Source organism: Alphaproteobacteria bacterium (assembly GCA_033762625.1).
Classification (GTDB): domain Bacteria; phylum Pseudomonadota; class Alphaproteobacteria; order UBA9219; family RGZA01; genus RGZA01.
The window spans coordinates 182190-198736 of sequence record JANRLI010000003.1; the positions used below are offsets into that span (position 1 = coordinate 182190).

Consider the following 16547-nt stretch of genomic DNA (forward strand, 5'->3'; position numbering starts at 1 on the left):
GGCCTATTCTTTTTTCCAGTACCAGACGGTGTTTTTGCAAAGCTGCACGGGCGTTTTAATACCATTCGTATCACGGAATTCTACAATCGCGCGCTGCACATCTTTCACCAGCACATCATGTCCGCAAAATAATCCGCCGGTTTTTAATTTGGGATACCACGCGGCAATATCATCGCGCACCGCTGCATAGGAATGGTCACCATCAATAAAAAGATAATCATAAAAATGATCATCAATCGTGCGCGCAAAATTGACGGATCTCATACGGTGCAATGTCACGCGGCCCGGATAGCTTTCGAAGTTTTTGACCGCAAGTGCATGGAAGGTATCCATCATCGCTTGGTCCATGCCGCCATTCGGGTCATCATAAGCTTCATAAGGATCAACTGCGTCGATGTGTGCGATATTTGGGCAATCATCGAGAAAGCGCACAATGTTTTCACCGCGACATACGCCAATTTCAAGCCCCTTTATATTGTCGCCCAGATTACGCAGCAGTGGGATGAGGCCTATCGCCGATATGTAATGATTGGGCCAAATGCCTTCGGCTTTTAATTCCGCAACGGTAAGTGTGTCTTGGTGGGTGAGTTTTAGCGGTGCAATCATTTTTTATTTAATTCTGATTATCGGGGTCGGCGTGGAAGCGGTGCATCATGCGGTGCAAAAACGGGGCAAGCAATAAGCCGGTGGTGCTCATAATGATGAGGCCGCTCATCAGTGCATAAAAGGATGCGAACAGTTTTGCGGCATCCGTTGTCATTGGAGCAACGGCGCCCATTCCGCCCAAAATCATCGAGCTTTCCAAAAGCGCATCGATCCAAGGAAGCCCTGAAATAAAATGATAACCCGTAACACCGATAGTCAGGGAGCCGGCGATTACGCCTGTGGCTAGCCAAGCGGTGTTGATAAGGCGTTGTACCCACTTATTGCGTGGCAGTAGGGGCTCTTTCTTGTTTTCGAACCTTAACAGTTTTGTGGGCATAAAAAAAACTCCCCGGAATTCACTTCCGGGGAGTTTATCAGAAATTCGTCGAAAGGCTTAAACAGCTTTAAGATTTACTGCTGATTCTTTGCCTTTTTGTGTCGCGATTTCGTAGGAAATCTTTTGACCTTCACGCAAACCGTCCATGCCAGCGCGTTCAACAGCTGTAACGTGAACGAACACGTCGCGGCCACCTTCGTCTGGTGTGATGAATCCATAACCCTTTTGGGCGTTGAACCATTTTACTGTACCTGATGGCATAGTGATACTCCTTCTTGCCAGTTTAGTTTTGCTTTAAGAGCATGTGCTCCAAAAGTTTGTCAAAGTCGTAGCGCAAGATAGGTTGTATCTGGGCGTAGTCTTAAGCCAAACGTGATGGTTTTTACCCTAATTTGGCAATAACTGGCAAGCCTATTCGCTCATGCCATTGATTTGGAGTGTATTTTTGCTGATCTTCTGGCATAAGTAATGCATAAATTCTGGATAGAAATCATGCCAAAAGCAATGAAAAGGCTAATAAAACGAACAGTCAAGTTATCCCCTAAATCGGGCATGAAATCTACTACATGCGCGGCTGTGATGGAGAGCCCTTTGGGTGTTTTGACCCTTTATGGAAACGGTCATGCACTGACCGCGTTGCGTATTTCAGAAAAGCCATTAGCAAATAAAACGGAACTGGACGCCGGTGCACGTGATGCTGTGTTGAATAAAACAAAACAGCAATTGGAAAAGTATTTCAAAGGCAAGCTCACATCCTTTGATGTGCCACTTGAGGTGAAGGGTACGCCATTCCAGAAAAAAGTGTGGAAAGCGCTCTCCAAAATTCCATATGGAAAAACTGCGAGCTACAAAGATATAGCCATGATGGTTGGCAACCCAAAGGCGTGCCGTGCGGTGGGTACGGCCAATGGCAAAAACCCCTTATGCGTATTAGTTCCATGTCACCGCGTAATCAGCAACGATGGTTCAATTGGCGGTTACACCGGTGGTTTATCAAAGAAACGCTATTTACTATCATTGGAAGCAGAGCATGACGCATCCCTTTAATACCACTGCTGAACGCTTGAAATTGCCTGTTCCGGGTGGCGCCGACAAAGTGTTGCTGCATTCCTGCTGCGCGCCATGTTCGGGCGAAGTGATGGAAGCCATGCAGGCCAGTGGCCTCGATATCATGATTTATTTCTACAATCCCAATATCCATCCGCGTGAAGAATATGAATTGCGCAAGCAAGAAAATATCCGCTTTGCCGAAAAAATGGGTATTCCGTTTATTGATGCGGATTACGATACCGACAACTGGTTTGACCGCATGAAAGGGATGGAGTGGGAAAAGGAAAAGGGTAAGCGCTGCACCGAATGCTTTGATATGCGTTTTGAACGTACTGCGCTCTATGCACATGAGCACGGCTTCAATCTATTTACATCATGTCTTGGTATTTCGCGCTGGAAAGATATGAACCAGATTAATGGCTGCGGACACCGCGCTGCTGCCCGTTATGAAGGGCTGAGTTATTGGGATTATAACTGGCGCAAAGGCGGCGGAGCCGAGCGCATGATTGATATTTCAAAGCGCGAACATTTTTACCAGCAGGAATATTGCGGGTGCATCTACAGTTTGCGCGATACCAATAAACGCCGCCGCGACCATGGCGAGGAAAACATCAAAATCGGTGTTATGTATTACGGAAAAGAAGTCGCCTAACCGTGTTTGCCATGGAAATTTGTGGCGCTTTTAATAATCGTTTCCAGATGATGCGTTGGTTTCCAGCCTAATACGTGTTCTGCTTTGTTTGCGTCGGCAACAAGGAACGCCGGGTCACCTGCGCGGCGCGGGCCTTCTTGCACTGTAAAATCTTTTCCTGTCGCTTTCTTTACGCCGTTAATGACTTCCCTAACGCTATACCCCTTACCGGTGCCAAGGTTGAATACATCGCTTTTGCCGCCGGCCAGAAGATATTCAAGGCCAAGAATATGCGATAGAGCCAAATCTTCCACATGAATGTAATCACGCACGCAGGTGCCATCCGGTGTTGGGTAATCGGTTCCATTCAAGGTAAATTTTTTATCCTTGGCAAAATCACGTGCATGTTGTGCGGCCAATACAGCATTGGCAATCAGATGCGTTTCGGGTTCGTGCATTTCGCCAATCACTGCGCTTTCATCCGCTCCAGCTGCATTAAAGTAGCGGAAGATTACGCTACGCATGGATGGAAAAAGGGATGAGTTGAATTCAGATGTCGCGCTGCGCTGTATCAATTCATCGATAAAGTTTTTTGAAACTTCTTTGCGCTGCGATAATCCTTGCAACGCAACTTCGCAAGCTAATTTCGTCATGCCGTATGGATTAATTGGGGCAAGCACATCGTTTTCAACCAGTGGGCGTGGACTAACGGGATTGCCATACACCGCAGCGGTTGATGAAAACACGGCGTTTTCTACCTTATTACGTTCCAGTGTTTTGAAAAAACGTACTGCCTTATGATAGTTGTTGTCCCAGTAGATATCAGGTTTGGCAACGGATTCCGCTACTTCGATTAATGCGGCAAAACAAACAACCGCAACGGGTTTATAGGTTTGTACAATACGTTTAACCGCATCCTCGTCACCCATATCGGCAATTTCCAGCGGGCCCCATTTCACAGCATTGCGCCGCCATTCCTCCACGCGCGGGGAAGGGCTGGTTAATCTGTCTATGGTAACGGGGGTATAGCCTTTTGCAGCGGCCAATTTGCAAAAATGGCTGCCAATATAACCGGCGCCGCCTGCGACAAGGATATTTTTGGGCATATTGAAAGGCTTTCTGAACACACTAGACTTAATAGCAAGATTGTATGAAAAAGAAGTGCTCTAATCTATCAAAAATGTGGTCTTCATCATGGAACAAAAAATACCCGTAACCGTACTCACAGGCTATCTGGGCGCTGGCAAAACAACCTTGCTCAACCGCATCCTGTCGGAACCACATGGCAAGAAATACGCGGTGATTGTCAATGAATTTGGTGAAATCGGCATTGATAATGATTTAATTGTCGATAGCGATGAAGAAGTGTTCGAAATGAATAATGGGTGCATCTGCTGCACTGTGCGCGGTGATCTTATCCGTATCATCAGTAATCTGATGAAACGTAAGGGCAGCTTTGACGGCATTATTGTAGAAACCACGGGTCTTGCTGACCCGGCTCCTGTTGCCCAAACATTCTTTGTGGATGAAGACGTTGCGCGCCGCACAAAGTTAGATGCTGTTGTTACGGTGGTTGATGCCAAGCATTTATCGGCACGTTTAAATGATAGCCGCGAAGCGGTGGAACAAATTGCATTTGCTGACGTTATCCTTCTTAATAAAACAGATTTGGTAAGCCCAAAGGAATTATCAGAACTCGAAAAGACAATCAAAATCATTAACCGCTTTGCACCGATTTACCACACGCAGCGTTCATCTATCGCGCTGGATAAAATCCTTGATAGGGGTGCATTTGATTTAAACCGCATTCTGGAAGCTGACCCGCATTTCCTGTGCAATCACTCGCATGATCCGCATCACGTGCATGATGAACATTGCGGCCATGATCATGGCCATGGTCACGACCATCACGGACACGACCATGACCATGCCCCGCATTACGAAGGGATTAGCAGCATTTCCCTGAGTAGTGACAAACCGCTAGATACCGAAAAATTCGATGGCTGGATTAGCGATGTTTTGGCCAATCATGGGCAAAATATCCTTCGTTCAAAAGGTATTTTGAATTTGAATGGCGAGCCCGACCGCTTTGTATTCCAAGCCGTGCACATGGTAAAGGAAGGCGGCTTTCAACGCCCATGGAAGGCAAATGAAAACAAGCAAAGCCGTTTGGTATTTATTGGCCGCGATTTGCCGGTGGATGAATTACAAAAAGGCTTTACGGCCTGTGCCGCCTAAGCAGATTCCAGTACTTTTTTAATAAGCGGAATGGTAATCGCGTGGTTATTTGCAAGCGATAATACATCGAGTTGTTTCACTGTGTCTTCAATCACCGCGCCATCACGAGCGATGCGCGGAATAATATAATTCAACACATCTTCGCTCACGCGCAGCTGTCTGTCTTTGAAATGTTTAAGTAACAATCCCGCCACCAACGCATCATCCGGCATATCTATTGTTGCGACATTAATAGCCAATAGGCGTGAACGCAAATCGGCCAGGGTCAAATCCCACTGTGCTGGCGGTTTCGTTGCGGTAACAAGCAACGGCAGCTTTTTTTCCTTTACGGTATTCAGTAAATGAAATGCTGTTTCTTGGCTGTATGCGTTCCAGTTGGTTGCATCCGCATCTTCCCACAGCACCGCTTGCGATAATGTGCCGATGGTTGTGGTTGATATGTTAAACGAAAAGGCATTGCGACGTTTTTGCCAAATGCGGGCGAGATGACTTTTGCCGGTGCCCTTTGGCCCTAGCAGCAATGTTGTGCTGTCGTTGTTCAATTGGGCCGCCGCTGTTTGGTTGCTGGGCGTGATGAGAAAATCATCTTCTCCCATACTCGGTTCAACAGGTAATGCAAACGGGATTTGTTGCGCGCACATACTAATACGTGGACGGCGGAATGGGGCTGAAATACTTACTGCGACGGTATTGGCGCAGGCCAAGGCGGATAAGAATGGCTACCGTTCCTGCAAGCGGTACGGCGATGATGATGCCAATTGCACCAAATAGCTTTCCGCCAGCAAGCACGGCAAAAATAATCCAGACAGGATGCAGACCGACGCGGTCACCCACCAGTTTGGGCGTGAGAAAATAGCCATCCAGTATCTGCGCAATCGCAAAAATCGCGCCCACCATCAATATCGAGTTCATATTATCAAACTGGATAAACGCCATAATAAGGCTGGTGATGATACCGATCAGCGTTCCAACAATTGGAATAAACGACAAAAGCCCGCTAATAAGGCCAATGACCATACCGTACTTCAATCCCGCGAGGCTTAGCGTGATGCTATAAAAGCTGGCAAGCGCCAGACTAACCAACGCTTGCCCGCGAATGAAACCGGCAATCATCATATCGATGTTATGGAGTTCCTGACGGATCGCAGGCGCATGGCGTACAGGGAGGTAGCTATTTACTTTTGAAAGCATGCCTTGCCAATCGCGCATCAGATAAAATGCGATTACAGGTGTTAAAACTATGAGCGCAAGAATATCAAGTAACGCCATGCTGCTGGTTACGACGTTGCCCACCATGCGGCCGACAAAATTCACTACATCCGTCGTGTATTGACTAAAGGTGTCTTGGAGCTTGCCGGTGTCAACAGCAGGAAGGTGCTCCAGCACATCTTTAATCCGCGGCCATAATTCCCGCTGCAAAGTATCGATGTACGAGGGGAGGGAGTTTACAAGTTCCACAACCTGCGCGCGGATAAGCGGTGCAAGGAAGATGGTTGCGGTGGTAATAATCGCCAAGAAGATAAGGAGCACAATGATTGCGCCAAGCCATCGTGGTGCCCCAATTTTGCAAAGGCCGCTGACCAAAGGATTAAGGAAATAGGCAATCGCAAGTGCGAGCACAAAGGGGGTCAAAACACCTGAAAGCACCCACACAATTGCGCAAAAGCCAAGAATGGCTAAGAGCCAAAACCGTACTTGATAATCGGTGTCTGAAGAATGGGGTTTCATCGGGGTTGATTATTGCTGTTCAAATCGGTCTTGGATATTTGGGTCTTGGCCGGATGCTGGCCCAGCATCCATCTGTTGTTGCTGATAGTCAGGATTATACGCAGGTTGATAGCCTTGCGGATAAGGTTGTTGTGTTGGCTGCATTTGCTGTGGTTGCGCATTTGGATAAACGGTGGTGAATACAGGTTGGCCAGGTGTGCCATTTATCACCTGCGGCTGCGCGGTACTGCTCAACATATATGTTCCATCGGGCGGGTTGGTTGGCATGATTTGCATGTTACGCGTTGAAAGCGCCTGATCAAGCTGGCTTTGTGCACCAGTATAATCAATTTGTACAACTGCGCGGTAACGGTTCATGCGCAACACTTCCAGTGCCGCCATGCCGGGAATAGCTTGCAATGCTTCACGCTTGGCTGACCATTCCTCCATATTTGCAAACGGCACGGTCAAGGTTACACGCAAGAATTGGCTCGGCGTGGTATTGGTTGGCATTGCCGGCTGCGCAACACCGTATTGTGGCATAACGGGCTGTGTTTTTGAAACGCTATCGCGCCATGCGGCGATTGAATTGGTGACGCTGGCTTGCAGCCATTCCATATCCTTGCGGTTGGGTTGCGCGGGCACAGGCAACACGATGGTGCTGATCATTTTGCCGCGTTCATCAAACCGTGCCAGTTGTACGGAAAGGCTCTGGTTAGCTTGCGGCATAGTATTGTTGGCCAATAGCACTGGAACGATCGCGCCGCGTGCCTGGTATTTGCGCATGATGCGGGTAAGCGGAAGGTTTAGCCCTGCTAATGCTTCGCTGGATGTGATTGCACCCACATCTTCAACCGTTCCATCGGGTAAAATCAAATCCGGTGTGGGCTTGTCGGAAAGCACATTATACCACGCGAGATGCCATGGGGTTTTCTCTTCCCATAAAATACTACGGTCAGGAGCACGCAAAATGGGTAATACCAGAATGCGCATCGGCGGCATGGTGGTTGCACTTAATGCTTGAATACCATCTGGCTTTTTAGGGCGGTTATAGGGGTCGTCATTCACTTCTGCGCCGCCTTTGCCCAGTAATGCTGCCGTAGCTTGTGGTTTAAAGTGATAGGTCAGTGTTGCAGTATAACGAGTGCCTGAAGCACGTTCGCTTTCCACTTCAAAGCTTTTTATAAGTTTACCGATGGTGGCTTCATCATAAACTTTAAGCGGTTCATCACCAGATAAGCTTTTTGCCAGAGCAATGAAGGCGGTTTGCTGGCCAAGCGTGAATGCCTTGTCGCGTGCTTTCATGGATGTGCTTTCGCTTACATCCACCTTTACGCCATGAACGGTATATGGATCATCTTCTGATACTTCGCCCGAACCATCACTCGCAGCAGGCGCGCTTTCAATTTTTGAAACCGCCGCCGGCGGATTATCTTTAACAGGTGCAGGTTGTGGTTTTGTTGCAGCCGGTGCAGGTGCGGGCGCTACTGCTTTGGGGGCAGGCGCAGCAAGGGTTGGTGAAGCAATCGTTGGCAGAGGCGAGGAGCTTGCTGCCAGTGCTGGCGCAGCTTCCAGCAATATAAGTGCAAAAACAAAGATAAAACGTAGCATTGGCAAAAGTCACAAGCTTAGGTAAAAAGAACATGCCCGCGCACTTAAAAATGAAATAAACGTGCGGGCATCCGCGCCGACTGGCGCGGCGGCGGCTTATGCCACCGAACTAAACGAGGGTATCATAACGAAGTTTATGGCAATTTCTAGCTATTAGTACAGGATAGTGAATGACGACTAACACCGCAGCCAAAGATGCTTATGCAAAAGCAGGCGTTAATATTGACGCTGGAAATGAACTGGTACGCAGGATTAAACCGCTAGCCAAATCAACCGCGCGCCGCGGCGCCGATGCAGGTCTTGGCGGGTTTGGTGCTTTTTTTGACATTAAGGCAACCGGCTATAAAGACCCGCTAATTGTAAGCAGCAATGACGGCGTTGGTACCAAATTGAAAATTGCCATTGAAACCGGTTTACATGATGGCATAGGGGTCGATTGCGTTGCTATGTGTGTGAACGATTTAGTCGTAAGCCGCGCAGAACCACTTTTTTTCCTTGATTATTTTGCCTGTGGCAAACTGGATGTTGATGTTGCAGAAAAAGTCATAGCCGGTGTTGCGGAAGGATGCAGACAGGCAGGCGCAGCATTAGTCGGCGGTGAGACCGCAGAACTTCCAGGGCTCTATACGAATGATGATTACGACCTTGCTGGTTTTTCAGTTGGCGCAGTGGAACGTGATGAAGTGATTACCGGAAAAAATGTAAAAGCTGGCGACGCAGTAATCGGCCTTGCATCGAACGGAGTGCACAGTAACGGGTATTCATTGGTACGCAAAATTGTAAAAGATGGCGGGCATGATTATAAAAAGCCTGCGCCGTTTGAAACATCCGTTACGCTTGGTGAAGCGCTTCTTCGACCAACGCGAATTTATGTAAAGCCCTTATTGGCGCTGTGCAAAGCGTTGCCGGTCAATGCCATGGCGCATATTACGGGCGGTGGGTTGTTGGAAAATATTCCACGCGTTTTACCGGAAGGGTTGGGCGTTACCATCGATTGCGCCGCATGGAAATTGCCGGCGGTATTCGGCTGGCTTGCAGCACAAGGCAAAATCTCGGCGGCTGATATGGTGCGCACATTCAACTGCGGTATCGGTATGATTGTGGTGGTGAAGTCTGATGATGCAGCCAAAGCGCAAGCAAATTTAAAAGCCGCTGGCGTCGAAAATATGCTGATTGGAAAAGTTGAAGCCCGCAGTGGTGCTGATGAAGTGATGCGCTTTGATAAGCTTGAGGGTTTATGCGCAAACTGAAGCTTGGTGTACAAATCTCGGGGCGCGGCAGCAACTTACAAGCCTTGATTGATGCGTGTGCCCAGGAAAATTTTCCAGCCGAAATTGCGCTGGTTATTTCCAATATCGAAGGGGTGGAGGGGCTTGCTAAGGCTCAGGCTGCGAATATTCCAACGCTGACTATCCCGCATAAATCCTTTCCGGATAAGGAAGCGTTCGAAGCAGCGATTGATGATGCGCATCAAAAAGCTGGCGTTGAGTTAATTTGTCTTGCTGGGTTCATGCGCGTGATTTCACCTTACCTGATTAGCCGCTGGCGCGGACGGATGATAAACATCCATCCGTCTTTATTGCCTGCGTTTCCCGGGCTTCATACCCATCAACGTGCGATTGACAGCGGCGCGTTATTCGCGGGATGCACCGTGCATTATGTCGAAGAAGAGGTGGATGCCGGTGCAATTATAGTGCAAGCGCCAGTTCCCATTAAACCGGGTGATACGGAAAGCGAACTTGCTGCACGTGTTCTTGCCTTGGAACACAAGCTATATCCCTATGCCGTGCAGTTGATTGCGCGTGGTTTCATCCGATATCAGGGCGGCAAAATTATAAGCAAAGATACGGATTCCATGCCGCCAATTGGACTTTTAAATCCTGCGCTATTATCCTGACGGCCTGTTTCAATTACGGAGGAATATATGGGTTCACATGCACAGCAACCAACACCGGAACAATTAAAGCCTATGGTGGAACATAACCGCAATTTTTGGGGTGGCTTTACCAAGGCTATGGCAATCAGTGTCGTTAGTGTTTTTGTATTGCTTGGCCTTATGCTTATTTTTCTAGTGAAGCACCACTAATCTTGGAACAAGCATTTTCGCCAACTGTGTGGGTTGTGACCGATGGCAAGGCTGGCATGGAAAGCCAATGCGTTGGGCTTGCCGAAGCGCTGGGGTTGACGCCCGTTATCAAGCGTGTGCGCTTGCGCAAATTCTGGCGGGACTTTAGCCCTTATATCAATCTATGGAAACGCCTTGCCATCAGCCGCAAAGGTGACAGGCTTCGCCCGCCTTGGCCAGATATGGTGATTGCCTCGGGCCGTCAAAGTATTTTACCAGCGCTCCATATCAAGCAAATGAGCGGCGGAAAAACATTTCTCATTCAAATTCAAAATCCGGCTATCCCGACATCGAATTTCGATATGGTTATCGTGCCGGAGCACGACAAGCTGGAAGGTAAAAATGTCGTATCGGTTCAGGGCGCACTTCATCGTGTCACGCCGGAAATACTGAAAGCGCAAGCTGATAAATGGGCGCCTGCCTTTGCGCATTTGCCTCGCCCTTATGTGGCGGTATTGCTGGGTGGATCCAACGGCGCTTATAAGCTTGATCCGCGCTTTATCATGCAGTTTGGCGAACAGCTTTCTGCGCTTTCCAAAAAAGAAAAAGTCAGTTTATTGGTTACTCCATCACGGCGCACGGGTGATGCGAATATGGTCTTGCTCTCCGCGCTGTTGCATGACTGTCCCAATATGATATGGGACGGGCAGAGTGATAATCCCTATTACGGCATGTTGGGTCTTGCGGACGCGATTATCGTAACCTGCGATTCCATCAATATGGTATCGGAAGCCTGCCGCACGGGTAAGCCCGTGCATGTGGTGCAACTGCCGGGGCATTCCGATAAGTTCTCATCTTTTCATCAAAGTCTGTTAATTGATAAGCGCATCCGTTTTTTCGATGGTTCCCTTGTTAACTGGTCACCCAAACCGCTGGATGAAATGAGCCGCGTCGCGTCGCTGGTGCGTGATGCATATCTTACAAAAAATACCAAGTAATTCAGCATTTTGCATTTATTGGTCCCTGCGACAATAAATACCTGACAAATCAAGTGGCTCTGCTATTAAATACACCGCTAACCATCAGCTACGGGTGTCTATGCTTAATATCGAAGCCTTAAATAATGCGGAAGTTATACGCGAACCTTATCCATTCCTGATTGTTCCAGGGTTTGTGGATGAAACGGCGTTGCAAGTCATTGAAAAGGATTTTCCAGAAATTTCAAAACCAGGAAGCTTTCCTTTGGAAACACTGCGCTATGGTTCGGGCTTTAACGAGTTCATGGCGCAATTGCGCGGGCCAGAATTCAGGCATGCCGTAGAACGCAAGCTGTGCATTAATCTTGATAACCGTCCGACGATGATTACGGTGCGGGGGCAAGCACGTGCGCGTGATGGTCAAATCCACACCGATAGTAAAACCAAATTGGTAACCGTGCTGGTTTACTTGAATGGTAAGTGGGAGGCGCCAGGTGGCCGGTTGCGCATGTTGCGCGGCCCCGATAATTTGAATGACTATATCGCCGAAGTTCCCCCCGTGCAGGGCACGTTGCTGGCGTTTATTAACAAGCCGAATGCGTGGCATGGACATGAACCGTTTGAAGGCCAGCGCCGGTCCATTCAATTGAACTGGGTAACTGATAACGGCGTAGTCGTGCGCGAAAGACTACGCCACAGCATTTCCGCGTTTTTCAAACGCTTGAAAGGCAAATAGATAATATGCCTATTAATCTTGAGACATTCAGTAATATCAACGGCGGTAATGCGTTTTTCAAAGCCATCAGTCATCCGCTTGTTGCACCAAAGATAGAAGCGCTGTTTGCCGAAATGGCAAAGGGAAAAGTAGCGATCTACGACCCGCTATCGCAGGTCGAGGCGTTCAACCAGTTCTATAATTTAACCAAGCTGCCTCTTTGCGGTTATTTCATTCAGAACATCGAAAAGAAAAACACCAGCTTTGCAGGACATAAGGCCCAGCTCATTACTACAATTTCTAAAACCGATGCAACATGGGTGTTCATTACGGCCTTTGATGCACAAAAGATGGCTGACCATATCCGCCATTTACTGCCAGCGAATGTCAAAGTCGTATCATTTGATGATTTGAAGCTGCCGATTGATATGCAAAGTGATAAACAGCGTTATCTTGCGCCGTTAAATTTTGCGACAAACTTTGTGTTCTTCCGTGATGCGGATGGCAAGCACACACGCTTCGTAAGTACCAATTACTGGGGCGGTTACGGCGCAAAAGATGTCCAGTTTTGGTGCCGTCTGTATGATGCCAATGGCAAGGTACTTGCCGATTGGGTTGAAAAACTTCCCGGCGCGCAGGCATCGGTGATTATTGACAGCGCGGAAGTACGCAAGCGCTTTAACCTGCCAGAATTTACAGGGCAGATTTTTGTGCATGCCTTTAATATTACAGGACATGATATCGTTAAATATGCGCTTGATACATATGGCGATGCCGAGGATGTGTTGTCGTGTACACATGATGCAAATTCATGGCCATCTGATTTGTATGCAGGTCTTCCAGCCCCGGATGAAGGCGAGGATGTTGTGCTATGGGTACAAAACAGCCAGCCCTTTCCAATTCCGGCGGGCGAAATCGGCCTAAACCTGATGGGCGATGAAACCATCGTCTGGTTTAATAAAACTATTCCTGCCTTTGCGGTCCACCGCCTGTCTGTGGCGGATGTATTGCCGACAGCCAAATGGCCGCAACAGATTGAAGTGCATTCGGGTAAATACTTTGTTCGTCCGCGCTATGAAGTATTTCAGGCAAATGGCCGCCAGCGCATCGCGCATGTGAATGTGGAGCGCAGCGATTTGAAGCCCGACCCCATGCTTGCCGAAATTGGTACTGAAATGGGCAAGGGGTACATCTTGCCGGCGCCTATTTTACCATTAAACCGCTTCAATAGCCTTATTTTGCCAACGCCAATGGCGGAAGGGCAACAACACCTGCCGATTGCTGCGCTTATCTATGATGCCAATGGTACGCAGATGGGCGAACACAAATTCGGCAATCTGCCACGTAACCATGCTAGCCTTTTAAATGTAAAAGCGGTTTTGCAAACACAAAACATTTCACTCCCATCCGGATTTGGGCATGTCGAGCTGGTCTATGATTTCAACGCAGGCAAAGAGGCCGATGGCTGGTTGCATGCACTGTTCCGTTATGTTGATGAGAAAACAGGCCACATCGCCGAAAGCAGTTTTGGTGGCCATATGTTCAATACGGTGTTGACGTATAAGAACGAACCGCAAAGCTATGTGGGCCGCGCGCCCGGGCTTTCAACGCGTTTGTTCCTTCGATTGGGGCAAAAACCATACGATACGATGTGTCATCTTGTTTATCCGGCATCAACGCCGTGGCATCGCACATCGAACACCGACCTCATCCTCACTTCACGTGACGGCAAGGAAGTTGCCAAACAACATATCGCCATTCCATGCGGCGGTTCAAAATTCTGGAAGGTGAGCGAGACGTTTACAGCTGAACAGTTGCGAGAAGCAGGTGAGGGGGGCTATGTGATCATCCGTGACATCACGTGCCGCTTATTCGGCTATCATGGTCTTATGAATGGCAATGCAGCGTTCTGTCTTGACCATATGTTTGGATTTTAAAGGTAGATTCTGGGCCGTTGCTATTGGGCTAAGTGTAACCCATTGAATTAGTGTCCCTCCTAAACTAGATAATTCCTTATATAACGATCCCATTTCACCACTTAAGGCTTTGTGATGACTGAACATAAGATGAAAGTACTGATTATTGGCGCCGGGCCTGCAGGTTATACCGCAGCGATATACGCCGCGCGCGCCAACTTAAAACCGGTGCTGGTGCAAGGTATGCAGCCCGGTGGTCAATTGATGATTACGACCGATGTTGAGAACTACCCGGGGTTTGCTGAAGCGGTTCAGGGTCCTTGGCTGATGGAACAATTCCAGAAGCAGGCGGAGCATGTTGGAACCACATTGCTTTACGACATCATCACCGAAGTTGATTTCAAGACCCGCCCGTTCCGCTGCAAAGGCGATAGCGGCGATGTGTATATTGCCGATACGGTTATTATCGCAACCGGCGCGCAGGCACGCTGGCTGGGTATTGAAAGCGAAAAAACATTTCAGGGTTTTGGCGTATCTGCATGTGCGACCTGTGATGGCTTTTTCTACAAGGGCAAGGATGTCGCATTGGTGGGCGGTGGTAACAGTGCAATGGAAGAAGCGCTGTATCTTTCCCATATTGCCAATAGCGTTACGATGATTCACCGCCGTGATAGCTTCCGCGGTGAAAAAATCCTGCAAGACCGCGTGGCAAACAACCCCAAAATCAAAGTGATCTGGGACAGTATTGTGGATGAAATTGTGGGTGAAACCACGCCGCATAAATCCGTAACAGGTATCAAGATAAAGAATGTGAAGACCAATGCCGTGACAACCGTTCCGGTTCACGGGCTTTTCATCGCCATTGGTCATGACCCAGCCACCAAATTATTCAAAGGTCATGTGGATATGGATGATGCGGGTTATATCATCACCGCGCCGGATAGTACCGCGACCAACATCCCAGGCCTCTTTGCTGCGGGCGATGTAAAGGACAAAGTCTTCCGTCAGGCGGTTACAGCCGCGGGTATGGGCTGTATGGCCGCATTGGAAGCGGAACGCTGGCTTGCGCAACACTAATACGGTTAGTGCAGCGTTAACTTGCCAGTTCTATTAAGAAATTGTTAAAACAAAACGGGTGAAATCGCATGGTGTGCAACAGCCGAAGGCTTATCTATGTCCAGATCATATGTTGAGACCGTTCTGTTAAAAGGTGAAGAACTAGAATATGCGGGCACGCTGCACTGGGTTATTTTTGTGCCCGGCTTTGCCAGCGCTATCTTCGGCTCCTTTTTATGTTTGATTACACCGCAAGTGCTCAATGAAACATTCCTGCTCGGTTTGGCGGGCGAAATGCGTTCCTATATTGTATGGACGGGTGTGTCGATGGTGCTCGCAGGCGTTGGTATGATTGCTCATTCGTATCTTCGTTTCATCAGCACGGAATTAGCGGTTACAAACCGCCGCGTAATCGCAAAAGTCGGTTTTATCAGCCGCAATACCTTTGAAGTGATGCTCAACCGTGTGGAAGGTGCCAATATCGACCAGACGGTATGGGGGCGTATCCTCGGCTTTGGTTCTATATTTGTGCACGGCACCGGCGGTGGGATTACCCCGATTGACCACATCGCTGACCCATTGAACTTCAAAAAAGAACTCATGACATGGGTTGAGCGTAATCAACCCACCACCACGGCAAAACCCAGCAGCCACGACCGCAAGGCAACCGCAGAAGCAGGCAATTAAGCCTGTTTGCAGCGTATTAAAAGCACTTTCAGTAATGAACGGAATAGCTATAATGCGCGTGCATATTGCGTATGAAATCGCGCGTTGTTAGTTACTTTTTTATTAAAAAGGGCCTGTAGTTCAGCGGTTAGAACGCACCGCTCATAACGGTGTTGTCGCAGGTTCGAATCCTGCCGGGCCCACCAATAAAAAACCCTGTTGCCCCTCAAAAAGGGCTGCAGGGTTTTTTTTTGGACAGATTCTTGGGTGCACAAACGGAATCGCGCTCATCAATTATGGATGATAATAAAATATCGATATGCAATTTGTTCAATGATACCAGTGGTTATTTGCATGTTTTATTTTTGCGCACACGCGTGTTTTAAAAAACTTTTCCACTCATTTTTATTTTTAGAATCCAGTTGCTGGCACTTGAAACAGAAGTCCGGAATCGGCTTTTTTCGATTCTTATCCACGGAATCATCTCGCGCATGCGAGCGAAAGTAGGGTCAAAACGCAAAAAGCGTTGCATCGAAGACACGAAATTGCGTTTCTCATCACAAAAATGCATTTTGGGAGATGCAATAGTGAAAAAAAAGATTGAACAATTTTTTATTTGTGGGAAATTGTAATCCGTAACTTAGACAACCTGGAGGTATACAATGGCTGCTAAGAAGAAAGCTAAAAAAGCACCGGCTAAAAAGCCAGCTGCAAAGAAAAAAGCTAAGAAGAAGTAGTTCGCGATAAGCAATTGCTTACTTTTAAATTTAATACCCCGCCAGAAATGGCGGGGTATTTTATTTTGTGGCACATAAACTGCTGTCTGTTGCATGTATATCGGCGTTTATAGGAAGCCACATATATATGTGTGTATACTTAAATCAGCGTTCCAATAAAAAACCCCGCAACTAGGTTGCGGGGTTTTTATTAGGG

19 protein-coding genes and 1 tRNA gene are annotated in these 16547 nt (G+C 48.0%); 12 read left to right on the forward strand and 8 right to left on the reverse strand.

Features of this window, described 5'->3' with window-relative positions:
• Positions 1 to 3: 3 nt before the first annotated feature.
• The 3 genes from SFW65_01570 to SFW65_01580 are packed head-to-tail and all read right to left on the reverse strand — an operon-like array spanning position 4 to position 1243.
• Positions 4 to 606 carry a class I SAM-dependent methyltransferase gene (locus SFW65_01570; GenBank protein ID MDX1921806.1) on the reverse strand — a complete coding sequence of 201 codons (603 nt, stop codon included), beginning with the start codon at positions 604 to 606 and terminating at the stop codon, positions 4 to 6.
• 7 nt (positions 607 to 613) lie between these two features.
• Complete coding sequence (locus SFW65_01575; protein MDX1921807.1) at positions 614 to 982, reverse strand: hypothetical protein; 369 nt, start codon at positions 980 to 982, stop codon at positions 614 to 616.
• A gap of 57 nt (positions 983 to 1039) precedes the next feature.
• A complete protein-coding gene (locus SFW65_01580) occupies positions 1040 to 1243 on the reverse strand; it encodes a cold-shock protein (GenBank protein MDX1921808.1) in 204 nt (67 codons plus the stop codon).
• Between the two features lie 291 nt (positions 1244 to 1534).
• Between SFW65_01580 and SFW65_01585 the strand changes: the two genes are divergently transcribed.
• Entirely contained in the window at positions 1535 to 2029 is a 495-nt protein-coding gene (locus tag SFW65_01585) for a methylated-DNA--[protein]-cysteine S-methyltransferase (protein MDX1921809.1), read from the forward strand.
• Positions 2013 to 2684 (forward strand): epoxyqueuosine reductase QueH, encoded by a 672-nt coding sequence (locus tag SFW65_01590; GenBank protein ID MDX1921810.1) that lies wholly within the window; start codon positions 2013 to 2015, stop codon positions 2682 to 2684. The genes SFW65_01585 and SFW65_01590 overlap by 17 nt, the downstream gene beginning before the upstream one ends.
• Here SFW65_01590 and SFW65_01595 read toward each other — a convergent pair.
• Positions 2681 to 3769: a UDP-glucose 4-epimerase gene (locus tag SFW65_01595; GenBank protein ID MDX1921811.1), complete on the reverse strand. Its 1089-nt coding sequence runs from the start codon at positions 3767 to 3769 to the stop codon at positions 2681 to 2683. The two genes, SFW65_01590 and SFW65_01595, sit on opposite strands and share 4 nt — an antisense overlap.
• 88 nt (positions 3770 to 3857) lie before the next feature.
• On the opposite strand from SFW65_01595, the gene SFW65_01600 reads away from it, so the two are divergent.
• Positions 3858 to 4901, forward strand: a complete 1044-nt coding sequence (locus SFW65_01600; GenBank protein ID MDX1921812.1) for a GTP-binding protein — start codon at positions 3858 to 3860, stop codon at positions 4899 to 4901.
• Here SFW65_01600 and SFW65_01605 read toward each other — a convergent pair.
• Genes SFW65_01605 through SFW65_01615 form a run of 3 tightly spaced genes read right to left on the reverse strand, consistent with a single transcriptional unit; the run spans position 4898 to position 8219 of the window.
• Entirely contained in the window at positions 4898 to 5542 is a 645-nt protein-coding gene (locus tag SFW65_01605; protein ID MDX1921813.1) for a DnaA/Hda family protein, read from the reverse strand. The genes SFW65_01600 and SFW65_01605 overlap by 4 nt on opposite strands.
• A gap of 1 nt (position 5543) precedes the next feature.
• A complete protein-coding gene (locus SFW65_01610) occupies positions 5544 to 6629 on the reverse strand; it encodes an AI-2E family transporter (protein ID MDX1921814.1) in 1086 nt (361 codons plus the stop codon).
• A 9-nt stretch (positions 6630 to 6638) separates the two neighbouring features.
• Entirely contained in the window at positions 6639 to 8219 is a 1581-nt protein-coding gene (locus tag SFW65_01615; protein ID MDX1921815.1) for a hypothetical protein, read from the reverse strand.
• Positions 8220 to 8389: 170 nt separating this feature from the next.
• Between SFW65_01615 and purM the strand changes: the two genes are divergently transcribed.
• The 9 genes from purM to SFW65_01660 all read left to right on the forward strand — a co-directional run bounded on the left by purM (position 8390) and on the right by SFW65_01660 (position 15820).
• On the forward strand, positions 8390 to 9469 hold the full coding sequence (gene purM, locus SFW65_01620; GenBank protein MDX1921816.1) for a phosphoribosylformylglycinamidine cyclo-ligase: 1080 nt from the start codon (positions 8390 to 8392) through the stop codon (positions 9467 to 9469).
• Positions 9457 to 10116: a phosphoribosylglycinamide formyltransferase gene (gene purN / locus SFW65_01625; protein ID MDX1921817.1), complete on the forward strand. Its 660-nt coding sequence runs from the start codon at positions 9457 to 9459 to the stop codon at positions 10114 to 10116. Before purM ends, purN begins: the two co-directional genes overlap by 13 nt.
• Before the next feature lie 27 nt (positions 10117 to 10143).
• Entirely contained in the window at positions 10144 to 10305 is a 162-nt protein-coding gene (locus tag SFW65_01630; GenBank protein MDX1921818.1) for a hypothetical protein, read from the forward strand.
• A 2-nt stretch (positions 10306 to 10307) separates the two neighbouring features.
• On the forward strand, positions 10308 to 11282 hold the full coding sequence (locus tag SFW65_01635) for a mitochondrial fission ELM1 family protein (GenBank protein MDX1921819.1): 975 nt from the start codon (positions 10308 to 10310) through the stop codon (positions 11280 to 11282).
• 100 nt (positions 11283 to 11382) lie between these two features.
• The gene (locus SFW65_01640; protein MDX1921820.1) at positions 11383 to 11997 is read left to right on the forward strand and encodes a 2OG-Fe(II) oxygenase; all 615 of its coding nucleotides are present in this window, start codon (positions 11383 to 11385) and stop codon (positions 11995 to 11997) included.
• Positions 11998 to 12002: 5 nt separating this feature from the next.
• Complete coding sequence (locus SFW65_01645) at positions 12003 to 13913, forward strand: hypothetical protein (GenBank protein MDX1921821.1); 1911 nt, start codon at positions 12003 to 12005, stop codon at positions 13911 to 13913.
• A 114-nt stretch (positions 13914 to 14027) separates the two neighbouring features.
• Positions 14028 to 14969, forward strand: coding sequence for a thioredoxin-disulfide reductase (gene trxB / locus SFW65_01650; protein ID MDX1921822.1), 942 nt, complete (start codon positions 14028 to 14030; stop codon positions 14967 to 14969).
• Positions 14970 to 15065: 96 nt separating this feature from the next.
• Positions 15066 to 15635 carry a PH domain-containing protein gene (locus tag SFW65_01655; protein ID MDX1921823.1) on the forward strand — a complete coding sequence of 190 codons (570 nt, stop codon included), beginning with the start codon at positions 15066 to 15068 and terminating at the stop codon, positions 15633 to 15635.
• 109 nt (positions 15636 to 15744) lie between these two features.
• Positions 15745 to 15820: transfer RNA gene (locus tag SFW65_01660), tRNA-Ile, on the forward strand.
• A 434-nt stretch (positions 15821 to 16254) separates the two neighbouring features.
• Here SFW65_01660 and SFW65_01665 read toward each other — a convergent pair.
• Positions 16255 to 16446 (reverse strand): hypothetical protein, encoded by a 192-nt coding sequence (locus SFW65_01665; protein ID MDX1921824.1) that lies wholly within the window; start codon positions 16444 to 16446, stop codon positions 16255 to 16257.
• Between the last annotated feature and the right edge of the window lie 101 nt (positions 16447 to 16547).

What these genes read in the sequence shown, in the direction of transcription:
- trxB (MDX1921822.1), top strand. Translation starts at nt 14,028, where the DNA reads ATGACTGAACATAAGATGAAAGTACTGATTATTGGCGCCGGGCCTGCA.
- SFW65_01615 (MDX1921815.1), bottom strand. Translation starts at nt 8,219, where the DNA reads ATGCTACGTTTTATCTTTGTTTTTGCACTTATATTGCTGGAAGCTGCG.
- SFW65_01610 (MDX1921814.1), bottom strand. Translation starts at nt 6,629, where the DNA reads ATGAAACCCCATTCTTCAGACACCGATTATCAAGTACGGTTTTGGCTC.
- SFW65_01580 (MDX1921808.1), bottom strand. Translation starts at nt 1,243, where the DNA reads ATGCCATCAGGTACAGTAAAATGGTTCAACGCCCAAAAGGGTTATGGA.
- SFW65_01585 (MDX1921809.1), top strand. Translation starts at nt 1,535, where the DNA reads ATGAAATCTACTACATGCGCGGCTGTGATGGAGAGCCCTTTGGGTGTT.
- SFW65_01630 (MDX1921818.1), top strand. Translation starts at nt 10,144, where the DNA reads ATGGGTTCACATGCACAGCAACCAACACCGGAACAATTAAAGCCTATG.
- SFW65_01645 (MDX1921821.1), top strand. Translation starts at nt 12,003, where the DNA reads ATGCCTATTAATCTTGAGACATTCAGTAATATCAACGGCGGTAATGCG.
- purM (MDX1921816.1), top strand. Translation starts at nt 8,390, where the DNA reads ATGACGACTAACACCGCAGCCAAAGATGCTTATGCAAAAGCAGGCGTT.
- SFW65_01570 (MDX1921806.1), bottom strand. Translation starts at nt 606, where the DNA reads ATGATTGCACCGCTAAAACTCACCCACCAAGACACACTTACCGTTGCG.
- SFW65_01655 (MDX1921823.1), top strand. Translation starts at nt 15,066, where the DNA reads ATGTCCAGATCATATGTTGAGACCGTTCTGTTAAAAGGTGAAGAACTA.
- SFW65_01605 (MDX1921813.1), bottom strand. Translation starts at nt 5,542, where the DNA reads ATGTGCGCGCAACAAATCCCGTTTGCATTACCTGTTGAACCGAGTATG.
- SFW65_01665 (MDX1921824.1), bottom strand. Translation starts at nt 16,446, where the DNA reads ATGCAACAGACAGCAGTTTATGTGCCACAAAATAAAATACCCCGCCAT.
- SFW65_01600 (MDX1921812.1), top strand. Translation starts at nt 3,858, where the DNA reads ATGGAACAAAAAATACCCGTAACCGTACTCACAGGCTATCTGGGCGCT.
- SFW65_01575 (MDX1921807.1), bottom strand. Translation starts at nt 982, where the DNA reads ATGCCCACAAAACTGTTAAGGTTCGAAAACAAGAAAGAGCCCCTACTG.
- purN (MDX1921817.1), top strand. Translation starts at nt 9,457, where the DNA reads ATGCGCAAACTGAAGCTTGGTGTACAAATCTCGGGGCGCGGCAGCAAC.
- SFW65_01590 (MDX1921810.1), top strand. Translation starts at nt 2,013, where the DNA reads ATGACGCATCCCTTTAATACCACTGCTGAACGCTTGAAATTGCCTGTT.
- SFW65_01640 (MDX1921820.1), top strand. Translation starts at nt 11,383, where the DNA reads ATGCTTAATATCGAAGCCTTAAATAATGCGGAAGTTATACGCGAACCT.
- SFW65_01595 (MDX1921811.1), bottom strand. Translation starts at nt 3,769, where the DNA reads ATGCCCAAAAATATCCTTGTCGCAGGCGGCGCCGGTTATATTGGCAGC.